Consider the following 18,002-nt stretch of genomic DNA (forward strand, 5'->3'; position numbering starts at 1 on the left):
TTTTTGTCCCGCTATTCGTGAACAGTAAAAATTTCTCCTCCAACTTTAGCAAGAGCAAAAAAGTTAAGTGTGGAATTCACTTTATATTTATTCAAATAAATTAAGCTGTTCCGGCTTTGGTTCCCCATATGTAATATTCATCATTTCCATAAGTTGTTTTGCATTATCCGCAGCATCTCCGCCTGAATTATTGTTAAATAATACGTATATGTTATTTGTCTTCTTCTGTAATCTCACTAATCGTTCTACCCATTCTTCTAACTCTTTTTTATTGTAGCGATATAAGCAGCGCACTGCTCGCCAATTTTCTCCTTTATCGAGCCATCCATGAACATTACGACCATGAAAACGAATCAGTGCCATTTCAGGATGAGTTGCTTCTAATACAAGTGGAACAGAACCAATTCCAGCTTGCGGCTCATCACAAATCGTGTGAATCCACTTTTCCTGTTCTAAAAATTGCAATGTCTTATCATACATATTGGAATGAAACCATGTTTGATTTCGGAACTCTATGGCACAAGGTAACCCTTCCATTTTTTCTTTTGTATAGCGAAGTAAATCTACATTTTTCTTCTGACAATCAAACCAAGGTGGGTACTGAAATAATATCACCTTTAATTTACTTGTTTCTTGAAGCGGGAGAATCGATTGTTTAAATACTTCAAACATCTCATCAATTGCTGAAAATGGGATTTCGCCCTGCATATGTCCTGTCATTCCTTGGTATGCTTTAACAATAAAGGAAAAATCTTTCGGTGTTTCTCCGGCCCACTTTGTATAATTTCGAGCTGGTTGCATTGCATAAAATGAACTATCAACTTCAACAATGGGAAAATACTCACTATATGTTCGCAATTTATTTCTATTTTCATAGGAATCTGTATATAAAGAATCGTGATCTCCCCATCCTGTTAATCCAATGGAAATCAATCTCATTCCTCCTTTCTCCTATTCACATTCATCTTATCGCATTCCATACTTTATTTCAGAATCTCTTTATAAAAATATGATATACTAGGTGGAAGAATTTTTAAATTGAGGAGTTATTTATTTACGCTTCAAGAGGATACTATTTTATCTCATAAAAATCAAATAAAAGAATTAGAAAATAAGGTTCGTTTTTATGAACAATTAGTGAGTCAATTACCACATCATTTTACATATGAAAATCCCCAACTCTTTTCGAATCTTTCTTTAAAAGTACTTCATTTTGATTATTCAATATCTCTACTCCTGCTGTCAGAGCATGTTTAAACAATACAACCGATTCTCCTTCTTTACGTTTCTTTACCTCAAATTTACCCTAGCTTAACGCTCATTTTGTATGATAAATAATGAAGACAATGATAGGAAAGAGGGATGAAAATGAAAGTTTTATCGTCAATACACTTTTGGATCACCCTTATATTCTGTATCGTTTTATGTTCAGGACTCTTTTTGACTTTAGAATACACCTTAACATCACAAGCAGCAGAAAACCGCAAGATAGCTTCATACGAGCTGTTATATGCAAAACAAAATACAGTACCTCTTTCGTCTTCCACACATAAAGAAAAAAGAGTTATGAAAGGAATGATTATTACAAAAGCTTCCTCTTATCATGATCTAATTCAAATTGCAAAAAAGATTCAAGAGCAATATAACAATCAAGAAATTGATGAGGTTACATTATCCATTCACAATAAAAATACTGGAGAATATGAAGAAGATCTACCTTATGAACCAGTTAGCAAAGGAACCATTTCTATTACTTATAGCTCGCCAGTTCATGCTAATACAAGTGTTCTTCTCAATAAATAATCATTCATCCTCTACGGGATTTTTTCACTTCATGTAAAAAAGAGGCGAATATAATCATTCGCCTCTTTTTCTTCTTAAAAGAATGGAATCCACTCTTTCACTTTATCCAGCCATTCTTTTTGTTGGTCTTTTCTTTGTTTTTCTTCTTCTTTTCGTCTTTTTTCTTCTTCAACCGTCTTTAACTGTTTTGTATACTCTGTTTCTGATATTAACGATAACTGAAATGCTTTTTGAGCAGGATTTTCATCAGCCTTTTTCATAATATCTCGGAACATCGTCGTCGTAATTTGGCTACCACCTGGCACGTAATGTTCGCTATCTGTCTTATCGTATCCTACCCAGATTGCACCAACTAAATCTGGAGTATAACCAACAAACCAAGAATCTTTCGCTCCACTACTTGGACCACCTACAATTTGAGTTGTTCCTGTTTTACCAGCTGTATCAATATTTTTAAGCTTTGCTTTTTCACCCGTCCCCTTTTCAACAACACCTTTTAGTAAGTACGTCATTTTTTGGGCGGTTTTCTCACTCGTTACACGAGTTTCTTTTTTATACCATTTTCCAACCATTTCCCCTTCGGCATTTTGGATTTCCCTAATTGCATGTCCTTCAACTTGTACACCATCATTAGCAAGAGTTGCATAAGCCTGAGCCATTACAAACGGAGAAGTTCCAGTGTGCATTCCGCCTAAAGCAATAGGATAAGTACGGTCTTCCTCTTCTAATGGAATACCAAAACGCTCTAACGACTTCAAACCTTTTTCTAATCCGATTTGTTCTAATAACCAAACCGCTGATACATTATAAGACTTTGCGACCGCTTCATACATTGTAACATCGCCATGAAAAGTATGATCACTGTTTTGGGGCGTATAATCTTTTATAGTAAGCGGTTCATCTTTTAACACATCATACACTTCATACCCTTGCTCTAAAGCTGGCACATATACCGCAAAAGGCTTCAAAGTTGATCCTGGTTGCCTTTTTAATTGCGTTGCATGATTAAATTGTAAAAATTGATATGATCCCCTACCACCAACTAATGCTGGCACACCACCAGTTTTTGGATCCATAAGCACAATCCCCGTTTGCATCATTTGATCTGAACTGCTTCCTTTAAAGTAATTATCATTGTTGACAACATCCTCTACTGCCTGTTGCTTTTTCGGATCAAGCTCAGTATAAATACGATAGCCGCCAGCTAAAATTTCATTTTGCGTTAATTCATATTTCTCCATCGCTTCTCTTACAATATAATCTACATATTGCGAGTATTTTCCTTTGTATTTATCATCAACACCTCGGCGTAAAACAAGACCCATTTCTTTCTCCTTGTTATACTGCTCTTCTGTAATATATCCTTGCTCTTTCATTAATGCTAAAACAACGTTACGTCTTTCAATTGATTTATTAAAATTTTTATACGGCGAATAGGTCGATGGCGCCTTAATTAATCCTGCTATTGTTGCAGCTTCTGCTATTGTTAAATCCTTTACCTCTTTATCGAAGTATGATTTAGCAGCTTTTTTTATACCCCAAGCACCTTCACCAAAGTAAATTTGATTCATATACATTTCAATAATTTCATCTTTTGTATACGTACGCTCTATTTTTTTTGTTAAAAAGTACTCTTTAACTTTCCGTGAAAATGTACGTTCTTGTGTTAAAAATACATTTTTTGCAAGTTGTTGCGTAATTGTACTACCACCAGCAACTACTTCCCCCGCAGTAAGGTTTTTTAATACCGCACTCATAACTCCACTATAAGAAATACCATGATGTCTAAAAAAATTCTTATCTTCCACCGCTACAATTGCTTGAACCATAATATCAGGAATATCTTTTCTTTTAATTCCTTCTGTTTTTGAAGATGATAACTTCGCTGCCACTTCTTTATTTACATCATAAATAAGTGTCGGTTGCGGAACAGCCTGTTTTAATGCAGATATGTCTTGAATGGATATCATTATATTTACAACAACAAATAGAGTAATAAATAAACCGCCAAAAATAAATAATATATTGCGCAGTTTCTTCCTCTTGTTGAACCACTCAAGCATGTTCTTTAAATGAGTGTTGTTCAATTTCATTGATCCACTTCCTTCATTTGTTTGCACTCGTATTAGAAAAAGGAAGAAACTCCCTCCTTTTAAATTCATTATAATATCGTAATACCTCCTTAGGTGTAAAGTATTTCTTTTACATTCATACTTTTTACAAGAAAAGGGCATTCTACAAGTAAGATATTCATTATTGATTATTAATATTATTAATACATCAATGTGAGTTATGTTAAGTTATGTTAAGTTTTTGTAAACTTTTCGATAAAATGTTTTAAAAAACGACAGTTTTTTGTTAGAATTGACTAGCCAATGTATTTTACATATATTACTTTTTGGTGGGGGTAACAATAATGGTTTTTAAATCGAAAAAAGATAAATTTTCTGAAATGTTAATGAGTATTTCGGAAAATTTAAAAGAAGGCGCACAATTCTTTGTGGAGTATAAGATTAAGAATGCTAGTGATCTTAAGGAGTTTTCTATGCGCATGAAAGAATATGAGTCAAAAGGTGACTCATATATTCACGAAATCATCATGGAGTTAAACAAAGCATTTATCACTCCTATTGAACGTGAAGACATCCTGCAACTTGCAATGAGCATGGATGATGTATTAGACGGATTAGACCACAGTGCTGGTTTATTCGAAATGTATTCTATCACTGAAGCAGATGAATACATGATTAAATTTGTTGAAGCAATTAATCAATGTGCGATTGAGATTGCTGCTTCTGTAGAATTAATGTCTAATAAGAAATTGCTTGATATTCGCACAAACGCAATTAAGATCAAAGATTACGAATCGCAATGTGATGATATTCGTCGTCATGCAATTAAGCATTTGTTCTCTCGCGAGAAAGATCCAATTAAAATCATTCAGTACAAAGAGATTTACGAAGAATTAGAAGAAGTAGCTGATAGCTGCCAAAGCGTAGCAAACGTGTTAGAAACAATTATTATGAAGAACGCATAAGGAGTTTGATCATGGATACAGTCTTGATTTTAACTGTTTTAATAGTCATTTGTGCTTTAGCTTTCGACTTTATTAACGGATTCCATGATACAGCGAACGCCATTGCGACAGCTGTTTCTACAAAAGCTTTGAAGCCGCGACATGCCATTATTATGGCTGCTATTATGAACTTTTTAGGTGCAATGACATTTACAGGTGTAGCAAAAACAATTACAAAAGATATTGTTGACCCGTTTGCTTTAGAACACGGTTCATATGTTATTTTAGCTGCTCTGCTTGCTGCAATTGCTTGGAACTTAATCACTTGGTACTATGGAATCCCAAGTAGTTCTTCGCATGCAATTATTGGTGCAATCGCAGGTGCTGCAATTGCTTCTGCTGGTGTAAGTGCTATTAACTTCAAAGGATTTATTAAAATTATTGAAGCTTTAATTATTTCACCGATTATCGCATTTGTTATTGGTTTTATTGTGTATAGTATTTTTAAAGTTGTCTTTAAAAACTTTAACTTAACGAAAACCAATAAAAACTTCCGTCTATTCCAAATCGGAACGGCAGCATTACAAGCTTACACACATGGTACAAATGATGCTCAAAAAGCAATGGGAATTATTACTATGGCATTAATGACAACTGGTCTCCATAATTCTAGTGATATTCCGATATGGGTTCAATTCTCATGTGCAGTTGCAATGGGTCTTGGTACTTCTGTTGGTGGATGGAAAATTATCAAAACTGTCGGTGGACAAATTATGAAAATTCGTCCTGTAAACGGAGTAGCTGCTGATTTATCATCATCTCTTGTAATTTTCGGAGCAACATTTATTCATTTACCAGTTAGTACAACGCACGTTATCTCTTCTTCTATTTTAGGAGTAGGTGCTTCTCATCGTGTAAAAGGTGTAAAATGGGGAACGGCACAACGTATGTTAATCACATGGGTTATTACGCTTCCGATTTCAGCTTCATTAGCTGCTTTATTTTATTACCTATTACATTTCATGTTCTAATCAAAAGTCGTTTTCCTTATTTTTCTAGGAAGGCGACTTTTTTGTGAACAAACCTATTTCTTAAGAAAAGTGTGTATAATGAGTGTTGAATGAGTTATACAGAGGAGTTGTCAATTTTGGAATACATCATGTTACTTTTCATTGGTTTACTCGCAGGAACAATCGGGAGCCTAGTTGGGCTTGGTGGGGGAATTATTATTGTCCCTTTACTAATCGGACTGCATAGTCTATCACCACAGCTCGCAGTTGGAACTTCAATTGTGACGGTCGTTTTCACCGGTTTATCTTCTACTCTTACTTATATGAAGCATAAGCGAGTAGATTATAAAAGTGGACTTATTTTATTTATTGGTAGTGGTCCTGGTGGCATTATTGGATCGTGGGCAAACAGATTTTTAAATCAGGATACTTTCTCCTTATACTTTGGAATCTTCCTTATTTTCATATCGATCCTTCTCATGTTACGCGATAAATTGAAACCTCTTTCCCTATCAAATGCAACTGTTATTAAGCGCTCTTTTACAGATGCTGAGGGTAACACTGTTCATTATCAATTTCCACCGTTTCTTTCTATCATTATCGCATTTGCAGTCGGTTTCATATCTGGATTATTTGGAATTGGCGGAGGTGCACTGCTTGTTCCAGCAATGATGCTTCTCTTTGCTTTCCCAGCACAAATCGCTGTCGCAACTTCAATGTTCATTGTCTTTTTATCTGCGGTTGTAAATTCTTTAACCCACATCTCTTTTGGAAATGTTAGCTGGATTTACGCAGTAATTCTTATTCCTGGCGCTTGGGTTGGAGGAAAAATCGGTGCTTATATTAATACGAAATTAAGCGGTAATGCTATAATTAATTTATTACGTATTACATTGATTATTCTTGGTACTAAATTAATTATTACTTCATTTCTATAACGTGTTCTTTTTAGAATACGTTTTTTTATTATACACACGAATATAAAAATGTCCCTAACAGGACACATAATACTACGCACACGCACAACAACATCAAGTTTGAAATATGTAATTTGTTCAAGTTGATCACTCCTATACTTGTGACTGTTATCCTTATGATAGCGAAAAAACAGGTACCTTGCCGTTACAATGTGCTAACAATGCAAAATCAATTATTACAAATTTCATCTGTTTGTTGCATACAGTTGTATAATCTATCGATTCAATAAAAAAAGATGTCATATTGACATCTTTTTAGTGAAGGAGTGACCACCCCATAAAATCTTCATGTACTTGACGTGCTCGTTTATCATTTCGGTCATACAGTTCAGCATAACTATCTGTCTCTTCATCATAAGCCATTGTATAAATAATTCGGCCATCTATTTCCACTGATAGAACGACTCCACCTTTCATCTCCTCCACATGTATGATGGCATTAGCTGGAATTTTCATATCAGTCATCTTCGCATCTAACAATATACTAAACCCCCTACAGCGTATTCATTGCTAGTACTATTACACACTAAATAGTATACTACTGTAATAGCATACATTTCGTCAATAAAATTGCTGTTTTGTAAGCTTATCTTCTTTTATATTTATATTTTTAATACAGAAACACTATAAAACGGTTAAAATGAACCAGTAGAAATGCTTAAATGAGGTGCTAACATTGATTTTACATAAAGGAGACATATTATTTCGTCAAGGTGAAGAAGGGCCATTATACTTTATTAAAAGCGGTCTATTGAAAGTTGTTCGATTACAAGAAGATGGAACACCATTTTTATTTAACATCATTGTTCCTGGTGAAACAATCCCTCACCATTCTTTAATTTCACCAAAGGAGTATCATGGTACAACAATTGCTTTAATGAAAACAGAAGTCGAGCCTATTATAAGTAATACATGGTATGAAAAACTACAGGAGAATCCAGAATCATATGCTGATATCGCCATGCAACTACAAACGAAATTACGAATGATGCAAGAGCGAATTGATCAATTAACAACAGTTTCTCCAAAAGAACGACTCCATCGTTTACAAGAATGGTTTGCGTTATATTTAGGAGAAATTCCTATCTATGAAATATTAACACAAACCGAAATTGGTCAGCTCATAGGAGTACGACGCGAAACAGTAAATCGCTTATTACGAGAGCAAACAAAAAACGAGGTGCAATAACACCTCGTTTTTTCTTTATAACCCCATTCTTATATAGCAAGGTGGTAGTTACTATTGTAAGCTTGCTGCCGGTCCAAAAAATTCATAATGAATACGCTCAGATGGAACGCCCCACTCTAGTAATGCTGCATGAATATGTTTCATAAACGGTACTGGACCACAGAAATAAAATTCCGCTTCATTTGTCGGAACGATAGATTGTAACCAAGCTAAATCAACAAATCCTTCCTTATCAAAGTTTTTCACCTGTAAATCTTGTTCTGTTGGTGAAGAGTAGCAAGTATATACTTTTACTTGTTCGTGTGTTTCAGCAATTTTCTGCACATGATCTTTCATTGCATGTACACGGCTGTTTAATGCTGCATGAATAAAGTATATATCACGATTCAACTCTTGTTCAGTTAAAGTATTAAACATACTCATCATCGGCGTAATACCAACACCACCACTTATTAATACAACCGGTAAGTTTGAATCCATATTTAATACAAAATCTCCCGCTGGTGCACTTATTGGTAAAATATCACCTTCTTGCACATGGTCGTGTAAATAATGAGATACCTTTCCATCTGGAGTATCTGCAACCGTTTCACGTTTTACACTAATACGGTAATAGTCTTTTCCAGAAGCATCTGATAGACTATACTGACGATTGTGTGTATATGTTTCGCCTTTTATATTAATTTGAACCGTTACATACTGACCAGGTAAGAATGTTGAAAGTTCTCCACCATCTTCCGGTTTTAAATAAAACGATGTAATTACGTCGCTTTCTTTTTCTTTTTTCACAACGACAAAGTTACGGAAATCTCTCCAGCCGCCTTCTTTCTTCGCTACCTCTTCATACATTCCTGCTTCAACACTAATAAATGCATCAGCAATAACACCATAAGCTTCTCCCCAAGCATTTAATACTTCCTCTGGCGCCCCTGCAACTTCTTTAATTGCTTGTAATAAGCATGTACCTACAATTGGATAATGTTCTGCTTTAACGCCTAAACTTCTATGTTTATGAGCAATTTGTTTTACAACAGGAATGATGACTTCTAAATTATCAATATATGTCGCTGCCGCATACACAGCGTTCGCTAATGCTTGTTGTTGTCTACCTTTTTTCTGATTTGTATGATTAAAAATATTCAATAACTCAGGATGCTCTGAGAATAAAATTTGATAAAATCGTGTTGTAATCTCAACACCTTTTTCTTGTAATAATGGTACTGTTGATTTTACAATTTCAATCGTTTTTGCACTTAACATGGTATCCCACTCCTTTATTTTCTTAACTATTGTTAGTGTAAACAAAATATACAATGAACGTTGTGATTTTAATCACTATAAACACGGTGTTTTTGTGAAAAATATATGAACGGTTCAAATTACTCTCACATTACTGCTATTAAATCACCCTGTCCATACTTTACCTATCGTTCCCACAAAAAAAATAAGCTAACCAAAACAGGCTAGCTTATGACTGCGATTGTAGGACTTGTTCAATGACCTGGACGTCTTTTCCGTCTCCAAACTCTGTGTATCCCCATATATTTGTTTCACCTGTATATTTATTTACAAAAATGTCTAAATCGTGATAAACACGGTGAGCATAAACTACATATTCAATTTTCCTAGTTTCTATGCCCTTTTTCATTATTTCATAACTTCGTCTTACATCTCGCTTCATCTTCTCATTTTTTATTTCTTTATGTATATCCTTTAAAGACGGTTCTTGTTCTTGAAACCACTGCACAAGGTGATTCCAATCCCCTTCCGTATACTTCTCAGCTTTACCATAATTTAAGAAGTTGTTATAATTTTCATGTGTCGTGCGGATGAATTGTAATACATTTTTCTTTTCCTCCACACCCTCCACGTTTGGTATTGCAGATACGCCAGCAGGTTTATTTGCATAGTATAACAATACTTTCATACATCCATAGCTTGCAATTCCCATCACAATTATAGTTCCAAGTATGGCAAATATTTTCTTCATATACCAAACTCCTTTTCCACTATGAACATTACATTTATTTTCACAAATCGTTATATTTGTAACATTCTCTTGTAAAAACGGAATTCCTGTATAAATACTTCTCATCATTTCGACACTGTTTTTCTACACATTTCGCTGCGGCAAGTATTCCTGTAAAATGAAATGCCCTTTGTAAGCAGCATAACCTAATATTGCAAGTAATCCCATATAACAAACAAACACTATCCACCTTGTTTTAGCATCTACTTTATAATAATCTTCTTGTTGTTTCTTTTCTTTTTTCCATTCATTCATTTTTCTTTCTGATACTTCTAATGCTTCTTTTATCCGAAGTAAATGTTCTTCTTTTTCATCTTCATACGGTACATAATCAAACTGCTCAAATTTTGGTAATAAGTACCCCAATACTTCAATCCTTTGACGCTCTCCTGTTTCTAACCGATTCTCTTTTTCTTTTTGCTTTAATAGATTCATTTCATGATGGATCATATAAATTGTTCGATGTACGGCTTCTGTTTCTTGAAATTCCTCTTGAACTTTGGCAATATATGTTTTCATCACATCTACTTTATAGCCTAGTTCTTCTATCGGTTTATTTCGCTTCATTATTCTATACAGTTCCATACAACCTATTATAAAAATAAAACCACCCATAATGCTTTTGAAAAAAATAGAATAACCCAGTAATACAACCAGACCTACGATCCAAATTTTTGTACTTACAACGGAAATAATTCGTCCTCCATCTAACGGAGAAACCGGAATCAAGTTAAAAAAGTTCAACATACTTCCAAGTAAAATAACAAGGGCCCAAAATGGTTCATTTGTTATCATATAGAGCGGAATAGCTGGTAAAAATGATAATAATCCAAAAAGAGGCCCCATGTATGCAAGATATGCTTCATCCTTTGCATTTTTCGGCAACTCTTTCATGCCAATAAGAGCACCCATAAATGGAATGAAAATTGCTGGAGATGTCGGTATACCTTTTCTTCTTGCTGCCCACAAATGTCCCATTTCATGAACAAAAAGCAGATAAATCAGTGCTACACCAAATTTCCAACCATATATAGTTGCATATGCCCCAAGTGAAAGTAACATACTAAACACCGTTGAAAATTTTGCGAATTTTAAAATTGCAAATACCCATTTCAGCTTAGAAAGCAGAAATATTCCTACTGCGGCTAAAATTCCCCATAATCCTTTTGTATTATTCTTTTTCATATTCCTCTCCTTTGCTCTCTCTTTTTTTTCCATTATGCCATATTTTTTTATTTTATTGGAAATCATGTTTATAACATCCAAATTTAGACGAAAATAACATTGAAAGGAGGTTGCACAAAATGACATTACAATCTTTCATAATAGGTACTCTTTCCTTTTTAGCTTCCACACTTATTTTTTATACAGTTAGTTATGTACTACTATTAGATTGGTTACCAAATCACCTATTAATTTCCTTGATTGTTCTTTCTGCTCTTATGATTTCTTATCTTATTACACGAAAATCAATTAATGAGCCTTCTACAAAAACAAAATAATAGAGTGGGCCTTCGGGCTCACTCTATTATCATTTCCTAGGAAAAATTGTATCTATCTTTGTAAATTCATTTTTTCACCATAATCTTTTACAATTTGAATAATATTTTGAAATGTACCGACTTTTGCTTTATTATGATTTAATACTTGTAAATTATAATGATCATAATAAGTTTCTAATGCTTTTAGCTGAGAAGTTGATGCACTCTCTATAGGTACAGTAAGGTGTACTTCATACTTTTTATATCCTTCTCTAACTTTTTCTCCTGCAATAGGCCCACTCATTCCTTTTTCGACTACCTGTTGTACTTTTTCCGGAAAGATCAATTGAAAATAATACTCTCCTTCTATTTCTAACGTTTTATATAAAGAATCCGAGATGGTATAAAATATAGTGTAGTTTATTTTTTTCTCATCCGTTTTAATATGGAAAGCAGTAATTTGCATGTCCTTTTTTGTCACTTCTGTTAAAACGTTACCTTTTGTATCATCATTTTTCTGCTTTTCACCAATTGGAAGTATAGATAAAAGCTTTTCTGTATCAGACTTTGTAAGCATATACGTCCCTTTTTGATTTTGCAGCCAACCCTCGCGTGATTCTCCTCTAAGCCACGCACGATACGTTTCCTTCTTTCCATTCTTCTCAACTTGTATTTCATACTCCGGTTCCCCAAAACTTCCTGTTATCTCTTGTTTCTCAGCTTTATTCATAATATCCACTACAATCTTTGCTTCTTCCTGTTTTAAAATCTTTTCTACCTTCCCTTTTTGTATAATCGTTACTTGTAAGGTTTCCTCCATACGAATCACCGTCTCTTCTACTTGTTTTTTCTCCTTTTTTTGCTCCATTTGACCACATGATGCTAATAACAAGACAAATAAAAGTAGTGAATATTTCTTAATCAACCCTATTCCTCCCTATTTAGCATAAGAAATGCTTATTATTCTTAACAATAAAACAAAAAGGAAGCCTCACATCATTTTGTGAGGCTTCCTCCTTTCATAATCTAATTTTGCAACACTCTTGATAGCCTCCACTTCTGGCCTGTGCACTTCCACACTTCGGACATACTAAATATCTAGATTGATTTGTCAACAAACTACCTTTTTGAAAGAGTAACACTTCTGCTTGTTTAAACGAACGTGAATAATATAACCATATAAAACCACAAATGGCGATAATCCCAAATAACACTCCCATCGCAAGCATTTCAGTCACCTCTTTTTGGTTTGTTTTTTTCCAGCAAGTGGATTGTTGTATTATTCTCTATAAATTTTAAAAATTCCTGCTTTCCTTTTCGATTGTCATATTTCTCAAAAAATTTAACAATCCCCCATACAGTTTTACATACTTTTTACAAAAAACAATTCCTCTCCCTCATACAATAAAGTGAAAGCTTTTGCACATTATATTCACTCAATTTCACACATATAAGCCGCTGCTATACAGAATAAAGTATGACCTGCACTCTCCTTCTCCCTTTGCTTTCACCCTTGCATGTGACAGGAAAAGGACCTTTCCGCTTCTATGCATAGCCAAATGCTCCCGTCCCCCTAAAAAGAAAGGGGTTTTTAGGTCGGTTTTTCAACTTGTATTTATATAGATACATCTCTTTAAAATTTTATTCAAAAAATCTATTGACTTTACTAAAAAAACATGTGAAAATACTGTCAGAATACTTAAACAAAATTCATTGACGAGAACGAGTACGTTATAGGGCTGTTCCCCCAGAGAGTTGGCATTTTGCTGAAAGCCAATGTTCAGTACGTAACCGAAAATCATCTCCGAGAAGTAGAACCGAAGAATGTAGTAAGTTCTTACCGGCTGTCCCCCGTTACAAGGAACACGTATCATGTTGTACGTTGCAAAGCCGTATACATATAGATATTTCTACATGTATAAATTAGGGTGGTATCGCGGGTAAATATAACTCGTCCCTTTATTAAGGGACGAGTTTTTTGTATTCTTACGGATGAATTTTTATAACAGGAGGAACAACAATGAACACCGTATCAAAAAAACATGTATTTTTCACGGGTCTTATGCTATTTTCTTTATTTTTTGGGGCAGGTAATTTAATTTTCCCTCCAATGCTTGGGCAAAATGCTGGTGAACACTTTTGGCCAGCTATGATTGGATTTTTATTAACAGGAGTTGGTTTACCATTATTAACTGTTATTGCAATCTCTCTTTCAGGAAATGGAATGCAGCAACTTGCAAGTCACGTTCACCCAATATTCGGAATTTTCTTTACGGTTGTTGTCTATATTGCGATTGGTCCATCTATGGGAATTCCACGTGTTGCTAACGTCGCTTATGAAATGGGCGTTAGCTCCTTTTTACCAGAAGCAGTTCGTACTAGCGAGTTAACATTATTTGTTTATACCATCATTTTCTTTGCCATTGTATATTGTCTCAGCTTAAATCCTTCTAAACTAGTAGACTGGATTGGGAATGTATTAACACCGATTTTATTATTTTCTATTTTCGTATTATTTGTAAAAAGTGTTTTTACACCACTTGGACACTCAGGTCCAGCAATGCAAGAGTATCAAACTTCTCCTATTTTCAAAGGATTTATGGAAGGCTATTTAACGATGGATACGATCTCAGCGCTTGCATTTGGAATTATTGTCGTGAATGCAATCCGTTCTAAAGGTGTAGAAAATCACAAATCAATTGCTATCGCAACGGCAAAAGCAGGACTGGTTGCAGCTACTGGGCTTGTACTTGTATACGGGGCACTTGGTTGGCTTGGTGCAACTAGCGTTTCTCTTGGATATGCAAAAAATGGTGGTCAATTACTTACGGTTATTGTTCAGCAATTATTTGGTCCTTACGGTCTTGCTTTATTAGCAGTTATCGTTACATTGGCTTGTTTAACAACATGCGTTGGACTTGTATCGGCATGTAGCCAATATTTCTCAACATTATTTACAAAATTTTCATACAAAAGTCTAGCAGGTATCATTTGCGCATTAGGACTTCTAGTAGCAAATCTAGGTTTAACAAAAATCATTGCGATCTCTGTTCCAGTATTACTTGTTGTATATCCAATCGCTATCGTACTCGTACTATTATCACTACTCCATAAATACTTCGGTGGTTACCGCTCCGTTTATATCGGCGCTTTAATCGGAGCTGCAATTGTGAGTGTATTCGATGGATTAAAACAAGGAAATATAACAGTCACATTCCTTACTTCTTACTTTGAATTGATCCCTTTATATTCTGAAGGAATTGGTTGGCTCTTACCAGCACTAACAGGAGCAATGATTGGTCTTATAGTCGCCAAGTTAAAGGGGACAAAGCCAGTACCACTAATGAAAAACTCCTCTGAACTTAAAGCATCTTAATCAAAAACTCCCCTTAAGGGAGTTTTTGATATTTGATAGGAATCATGATTAAAACTACTTACTCTATATGCTTTCGTATAATACTCAAGATTCATATCAACCGTTTCTACTTTTACCACATCATAACAATCTTTTTGTTTTACTAGAAATATATAAATCCATTTTCATTTTTCGACATCTAAATCCCTGCTATGCGGAATAAAAAGTAATCTACACTCATTTTCTCTTTCTGTTTTTACTTCGCATGTGGCAAAAAAAGGCCCTGACCGCTTCTATGCATGAATAGATGATCTCTCCCACCTAAAAAGATGGGTTTTATGTCGGTTTTTTAATTGATATATATAGATAATATTCTTTTGTAGCTTCAATTATCGCAATACAATCTGTTTCAATATCATATTGCGTATGAAGTGCCTATAATGCATTCACGTAATTCCCTAACTTTTCGTTCTTGCTCATTTCAAATATTGTTTGAACTAACATACACACACTCCCCCTTTGTATGTATTATTCCCGCTTGAATGATAGCGTTTTCAATAAATTGCATCAATAAAGAAAACTTCCACCACTCCAATAGCTCCTATATGTGTATAGTGGAAGTTCCATCTTATTTTGTTAATTGATGTCTAAACGCATAAATAACCGCCTGTGTACGATCACTTACATTTAATTTATTTAAAATATTACTCACATGCGTTTTTACTGTTTTGAGTGCAATAAATAGCTCATCTGCAATTTCTTGATTACTCTTACCCTCCGCAATTAATAATAAGATTTCAAACTCTCTTTCTGTTAAATCTTCATGCAAAGGTTGTTCTTTTTTTTGACGCATTCGGGACATCATCTTCCCAGTAACTTTTGGTTCTAACACTGTTTCTCCATCATAAGTCGCTCGCACTGCATCTGCAATATCACTTGCTCTTGACGTTTTTAGCAAATAACTTGTCGCCCCTGCCTCAATAACAGGATATAACTTTTCATCATCTAGAAAGCTTGTTACGACTACAATTTTAGCCTCAGGCCATTCTTGAATAATCGCACGCGTTGCCTCAACGCCATCCATTTCATCCATAACAAGATCCATTAAAATAATATCCGGCCTTAATTCTAGCGCTAATTCTGAACCTTTTCTTCCATTTTCAGCTTCCCCAACTACTTCGATATCTGGTTGAGTCGATAAATATGCAGATACACCCATTCGAACCATTTCATGATCATCAACAAGCAATACTTTAATCATGCTGCTCCCCCTCTCTCTCTATCATAATTGGTACTTTTACTTCAATTTGTGTACCTTTATTCGGAAAACTAAGCACTTTTAATGTTCCACCAATTTCATGGACACGCTCTTGAATAGACCTTAAGCCATATGATCCAGCCTTATTAACACCTACTTCAAACCCAACACCATCATCAATTATTTTTAAAATAGCATATTGATCAATTTGACGAAGACGTACTTCTGTTTTCTTTGCTTTCGCATGTCGTAACGTGTTAGACAACGCTTCTTGTACAATACGGAACAAATGATCTTCCACACCCTTTTTTAATTGGATGGGCTCAATCAACCATTCAATTTTCATATGTTGTTTTCTAGAAAGTTCTGTTAACAGTTCTTCTATACCTTCTGTTAATTTTTTTCCTTCTAATTGTACAGGACGTAAATGAAGAAGCAACGCTCTCATTTCCGATTGCGCATTTACCACCATATTTTCAACAAGTTGCAATTGCTTTCTTGTTGTTTCTGGAATTTGAGTTACCTGTTCATTAATTGCTGACATCATCATAGACATTGCAAAAAGCTGCTGACTCACTGAATCATGCAGTTCTCTTGCTAATCGATGCCTTTCTTGAGAAATAGCTTCCTGTCTCATCTCTTCATTCCAATGAGCTCGTTCATTCGTTACCTTTTGAAATAAACCGGCCTGTTCCTCTAATCTTCGAGCCAGCGCAATAACTTTTCGCTCTACTTCACGGAATTCATCTTCCGCAGTAAACGAAACGTCCTTTGGAAAATTCCCACGTTCTACTTCAAACAAAAAAGTATTTAAGCCTTGAATGCGCTGCTGCATATAGTAACCAATGGCATATCCTACAATTCCTCCAATAAGAAGACTTGTACCCATGATTAACAAGCCAATTGGAACAGAAGCAATGGATTCTTTCCATAACAAATCATATACATCTTGTTTACTTTTCCATACATATACAACCGTACAAATAAGTGCAATACTTACAGAAGATAACATAGAATAACGAATGTACATCCATGAAATATTTCTTTGCTTTTTCATTATACTTTCCTCACTTCCGTATCGCCTACGACAAGCGAAGAAATAATTTTAATGCGCCGAGGAGCTTCTCTATACTGTTCTGTTTTAAATGTAACATTTCGATTAAATCCTGTTTCTTCATGTCCTGGCAGTAGTACTCTACCAACAATAACAGAGTGATTTAAAGATAATTCAATATCGTACGGAACATACAACCGAATATTTCCAATAACACCACGAATAACAATGACTGTTTCTCCTTCGGGAATCATTGCTGTCGTCAAATCAATTTCAATGTCACAAACCCCATACTGAACATTAATATCCTCTAACTCATAAATATGATCCATCATTCGTACGTTACCTACCATCATATTTTTCAGGTATGGTTCTGTGCGATAAATTTGTTTTTCTTCATCTATATATCCTTTTTCCTTAATTTCCACTTGGATAACTTTTTGCTTCTGCTGTCCTTGAATAAGTTGATAACCGATAAAAGCTAAGCAAGCAAATACAACGAGCACAAAAGCCGCTGATGAAAATAGGAAGAATAAAAAAATGAGACCTCCGATAAATAAAAACACGTTCCCTCTCACATAACGATTCTTTTTTCGATAATGCCTTCCGAATACAATCATAATAACTGCAAAAATAAGGCCCCCAGGTTCAAAACGCCCCAAAATCATGTCAAGAAAAAGACCGAATCCAAATATGATGAGGAGCATCCCCACGAATTGTGTTTTTGAAAATTGTTGCTTCATTTCAGCTCCCCCCTTCTTATTACATATAAATAGAAGAAAAAGGCATTGCTTTCCAACCCCTTTTCTTCTATCACTATATCATAAGCT

19 protein-coding genes, 1 pseudogene and 1 other annotated feature are annotated in these 18,002 nt (G+C 34.7%); of the genes and pseudogenes, 7 read left to right on the forward strand and 13 right to left on the reverse strand.

Annotated features, from left to right (window positions below):
- Nucleotides 1-87 precede the first annotated feature (87 nt).
- The gene (locus COO03_RS11365) at nt 88-933 is read right to left on the reverse strand and encodes a DUF72 domain-containing protein (protein WP_097897288.1); all 846 of its coding nucleotides are present in this window, start codon (nt 931-933) and stop codon (nt 88-90) included.
- A 435-nt stretch (nt 934-1,368) separates the two neighbouring features.
- Between COO03_RS11365 and COO03_RS11375 the strand changes: the two genes are divergently transcribed.
- Complete coding sequence (locus tag COO03_RS11375) at nt 1,369-1,803, forward strand: hypothetical protein (protein ID WP_097897289.1); 435 nt, start codon at nt 1,369-1,371, stop codon at nt 1,801-1,803.
- Nucleotides 1,804-1,877: 74 nt separating this feature from the next.
- Here the strand turns inward: COO03_RS11375 and COO03_RS11380 are convergent, their stop codons facing one another.
- Nucleotides 1,878-3,896 carry a transglycosylase domain-containing protein gene (locus COO03_RS11380; protein WP_097897344.1) on the reverse strand — a complete coding sequence of 673 codons (2,019 nt, stop codon included), beginning with the start codon at nt 3,894-3,896 and terminating at the stop codon, nt 1,878-1,880.
- Between the two features lie 323 nt (nt 3,897-4,219).
- Here COO03_RS11380 and COO03_RS11385 point away from each other — a divergent pair, with 323 nt between their 5' ends.
- From COO03_RS11385 to COO03_RS11395, 3 genes are all read left to right on the forward strand, one after another.
- Nucleotides 4,220-4,840, forward strand: coding sequence for a DUF47 domain-containing protein (locus tag COO03_RS11385; protein WP_097897290.1), 621 nt, complete (start codon nt 4,220-4,222; stop codon nt 4,838-4,840).
- A gap of 11 nt (nt 4,841-4,851) precedes the next feature.
- The gene (locus COO03_RS11390; RefSeq protein WP_097897291.1) at nt 4,852-5,850 is read left to right on the forward strand and encodes an inorganic phosphate transporter; all 999 of its coding nucleotides are present in this window, start codon (nt 4,852-4,854) and stop codon (nt 5,848-5,850) included.
- Between the two features lie 116 nt (nt 5,851-5,966).
- On the forward strand, nt 5,967-6,767 hold the full coding sequence (locus COO03_RS11395) for a sulfite exporter TauE/SafE family protein (RefSeq protein WP_097897292.1): 801 nt from the start codon (nt 5,967-5,969) through the stop codon (nt 6,765-6,767).
- A gap of 294 nt (nt 6,768-7,061) precedes the next feature.
- Here COO03_RS11395 and COO03_RS11400 read toward each other — a convergent pair whose 3' ends face one another.
- Nucleotides 7,062-7,286, reverse strand: coding sequence for a hypothetical protein (locus COO03_RS11400; protein WP_097897293.1), 225 nt, complete (start codon nt 7,284-7,286; stop codon nt 7,062-7,064).
- Nucleotides 7,287-7,482: 196 nt separating this feature from the next.
- On the opposite strand from COO03_RS11400, the gene COO03_RS11405 reads away from it, so the two are divergent.
- Nucleotides 7,483-7,995 (forward strand): Crp/Fnr family transcriptional regulator, encoded by a 513-nt coding sequence (locus COO03_RS11405; protein ID WP_097897294.1) that lies wholly within the window; start codon nt 7,483-7,485, stop codon nt 7,993-7,995.
- Between the two features lie 51 nt (nt 7,996-8,046).
- Here the strand turns inward: COO03_RS11405 and hmpA are convergent, their stop codons facing one another.
- The 3 genes from hmpA to COO03_RS11420 all read right to left on the reverse strand — a co-directional run bounded on the left by hmpA (nt 8,047) and on the right by COO03_RS11420 (nt 11,209).
- On the reverse strand, nt 8,047-9,255 hold the full coding sequence (gene hmpA, locus COO03_RS11410) for an NO-inducible flavohemoprotein (protein WP_097897295.1): 1,209 nt from the start codon (nt 9,253-9,255) through the stop codon (nt 8,047-8,049).
- A gap of 208 nt (nt 9,256-9,463) precedes the next feature.
- Nucleotides 9,464-9,985, reverse strand: a complete 522-nt coding sequence (locus tag COO03_RS11415) for a hypothetical protein (protein WP_097897345.1) — start codon at nt 9,983-9,985, stop codon at nt 9,464-9,466.
- Between the two features lie 123 nt (nt 9,986-10,108).
- On the reverse strand, nt 10,109-11,209 hold the full coding sequence (locus tag COO03_RS11420) for a site-2 protease family protein (protein ID WP_097897346.1): 1,101 nt from the start codon (nt 11,207-11,209) through the stop codon (nt 10,109-10,111).
- Between the two features lie 119 nt (nt 11,210-11,328).
- Between COO03_RS11420 and COO03_RS11425 the strand changes: the two genes are divergently transcribed.
- Entirely contained in the window at nt 11,329-11,526 is a 198-nt protein-coding gene (locus COO03_RS11425; RefSeq protein WP_097897296.1) for a hypothetical protein, read from the forward strand.
- A 52-nt stretch (nt 11,527-11,578) separates the two neighbouring features.
- Here COO03_RS11425 and COO03_RS11430 read toward each other — a convergent pair whose 3' ends face one another.
- Together COO03_RS11430 and COO03_RS11435 are read right to left on the reverse strand one after the other, a co-directional pair.
- On the reverse strand, nt 11,579-12,373 hold the full coding sequence (locus tag COO03_RS11430; RefSeq protein WP_373605245.1) for a hypothetical protein: 795 nt from the start codon (nt 12,371-12,373) through the stop codon (nt 11,579-11,581).
- 151 nt (nt 12,374-12,524) lie between these two features.
- Complete coding sequence (locus tag COO03_RS11435) at nt 12,525-12,734, reverse strand: hypothetical protein (RefSeq protein ID WP_097897298.1); 210 nt, start codon at nt 12,732-12,734, stop codon at nt 12,525-12,527.
- Between the two features lie 475 nt (nt 12,735-13,209).
- Nucleotides 13,210-13,467 (forward strand) — a binding site (T-box leader).
- A 58-nt stretch (nt 13,468-13,525) separates the two neighbouring features.
- On the opposite strand from COO03_RS11435, the gene brnQ3 reads away from it, so the two are divergent.
- Nucleotides 13,526-14,881 (forward strand): branched-chain amino acid transport system II carrier protein BrnQ3, encoded by a 1,356-nt coding sequence (gene brnQ3, locus COO03_RS11440; RefSeq protein ID WP_097897299.1) that lies wholly within the window; start codon nt 13,526-13,528, stop codon nt 14,879-14,881.
- Here the strand turns inward: brnQ3 and COO03_RS26400 are convergent.
- From COO03_RS26400 to liaF, 5 genes and pseudogenes are all read right to left on the reverse strand, one after another.
- On the reverse strand, nt 14,878-15,039 hold the full coding sequence (locus COO03_RS26400; RefSeq protein WP_141523201.1) for a DUF3992 domain-containing protein: 162 nt from the start codon (nt 15,037-15,039) through the stop codon (nt 14,878-14,880). The genes brnQ3 and COO03_RS26400 overlap by 4 nt on opposite strands.
- Before the next feature lie 178 nt (nt 15,040-15,217).
- Nucleotides 15,218-15,364: pseudogene (locus COO03_RS11445) on the reverse strand (DUF3992 domain-containing protein); the annotation flags it as partial.
- 124 nt (nt 15,365-15,488) lie between these two features.
- Nucleotides 15,489-16,121: a response regulator gene (locus tag COO03_RS11450; RefSeq protein WP_097897300.1), complete on the reverse strand. Its 633-nt coding sequence runs from the start codon at nt 16,119-16,121 to the stop codon at nt 15,489-15,491.
- Nucleotides 16,114-17,175: a sensor histidine kinase gene (locus tag COO03_RS11455; RefSeq protein WP_097897301.1), complete on the reverse strand. Its 1,062-nt coding sequence runs from the start codon at nt 17,173-17,175 to the stop codon at nt 16,114-16,116. The genes COO03_RS11450 and COO03_RS11455 overlap by 8 nt, the downstream gene beginning before the upstream one ends.
- Nucleotides 17,175-17,915 (reverse strand): cell wall-active antibiotics response protein LiaF, encoded by a 741-nt coding sequence (gene liaF, locus COO03_RS11460; protein WP_097897302.1) that lies wholly within the window; start codon nt 17,913-17,915, stop codon nt 17,175-17,177. Before liaF ends, COO03_RS11455 begins: the two co-directional genes overlap by 1 nt.
- Nucleotides 17,916-18,002: the final 87 nt, after the last annotated feature.

This window comes from Bacillus sp. AFS098217 (assembly GCF_002551815.1).
Taxonomy (GTDB): domain Bacteria; phylum Bacillota; class Bacilli; order Bacillales; family Bacillaceae_G; genus Bacillus_A.